The sequence below is a fragment of the Streptomyces flavofungini genome (genome assembly GCF_041028215.1).
Lineage (GTDB): Bacteria > Actinomycetota > Actinomycetes > Streptomycetales > Streptomycetaceae > Streptomyces > Streptomyces flavofungini_B.
The window spans coordinates 1-1,226 of the sequence record NZ_JASKYR010001289.1; the positions used below are offsets into that span (position 1 = coordinate 1).

At 69.5% G+C, this 1,226-nt stretch carries 1 protein-coding gene and 1 pseudogene; one reads left to right on the plus strand and one right to left on the minus strand.

Features of this window, described 5'->3' with window-relative positions; genetic code table 11:
- Window positions 1–117 precede the first annotated feature (117 nt).
- Entirely contained in the window at window positions 118–735 is a 618-nt protein-coding gene (locus AB8Z36_RS40510; protein WP_369218348.1) for a YceI family protein, read from the minus strand.
- A 202-nt stretch (window positions 736–937) separates the two neighbouring features.
- On the opposite strand from AB8Z36_RS40510, the pseudogene AB8Z36_RS40515 reads away from it, so the two are divergent.
- Window positions 938–1,226, plus strand: a pseudogene (locus AB8Z36_RS40515) (hypothetical protein); the annotation flags it as partial.

Here is a 1,226-nt window from a genome sequence, read left to right on the forward strand (position 1 = left end):
GCCGTAGCCCGTCCGGCGTTTGCGGACGAGCCGCGAAGCGGCGATGTACGGCGGCACAGCCGAGCGCCCGCCTTCCGCCGTGGGGGACGGAGAGACGGGCGCGCTCGTGGGGGCCGGTCAGGCGCGGATGGCGCTGATGTCGAAGTTCAGCTTGATCTTGTCGGAGACCAGGACCCCGCCCGTCTCCAGTGCCGCGTTCCACGTGAGGCCCCACTCCGAGCGCTGCAGCTCCGCCTTGCCCTCGAAGCCGACGCGCTCGTTGCCGAACGGGTCCGTGGCCGAGCCGTTGAACTCCAGGTCGATGGAGAGCGGCTTGGTGGTGCCCAGGATCGTCAGGTCGCCGGTGACGCGGTAGTCGTCGCCGCCCAGCGCCCGTACCTCGGTGGAGCGGAAGGTCATCTCGGGGAACTCCTCCGTCTTGAAGAAGTCCGCGCTCTTCAGGTGCCCGTCACGGTCGGCGTTGCCGGTGTCGATGCTGTCCATCCGCACGTCGAGGGAGGCCGTCGAGCGGGACGGGTCCGAGCCGTCCAGGTGCAGCGTGCCGGAGACGTCGAGGAACGAGCCCTTGACGTTGGTGACCATGGCGTGGCGGGCGACGAAGCCGAGCGTCGAGTGCGCCGGGTCGATCGTGTAGTCGCCGGTCAGCGCGGCGAGTTCCGGGCTGACGGTGACGGAGGCGTCCTGCGCGGGGGCGGTGACGGTGGCGGTGTCGTTCTTGCGGCCGAAGAGACCCATGACGTGCTCCTTGGGGGATGGGCTCCGCGTGGGGAGCTTCGCTTCTGTTGAATGTTCAACGAGATCGAAGGTAGCGCGATTCCGTTCAACATTCAACCTCTAGCGAAGGCGGGTCGCTCGGATGGGGTGTGCGCGCCCACGAGGCGCCAGAAAGCGCCCCCAGTTGCTTGCGTTGGCACTACTGTGACGCCATAATGGCGCCATGAACCTCACGCAGTACGTCGACCAGCTCCGGCACGAACTCGCCGTGGCCGCCGAAGCCGGTGGCGACGAGGCCCGCGAGCTGGCCGAGCGCCTCACCGCCCCGCTGGAGTCGGCCGCCCGGCTCACCCTGCTGAACGCGCTCTCGGCCGCTGCGGACGAGATCACCAGCGACCTGGCGCCGGGCTCGGTCGATGTGCGGCTGCGCGGCATCGACCCGGAGTTCGTCGTGACGCCCCCGCCGTCCGAGACGTTCGACGCCCAGGCCGAGTACGCGGCCCTCATGGCGG

Bases quoted from the DNA above. Each gene is read 5' to 3' on its own strand.
- AB8Z36_RS40510 (WP_369218348.1), bottom strand. From the start codon at position 735: ATGGGTCTCTTCGGCCGCAAGAACGACACCGCCACCGTCACCGCCCCC.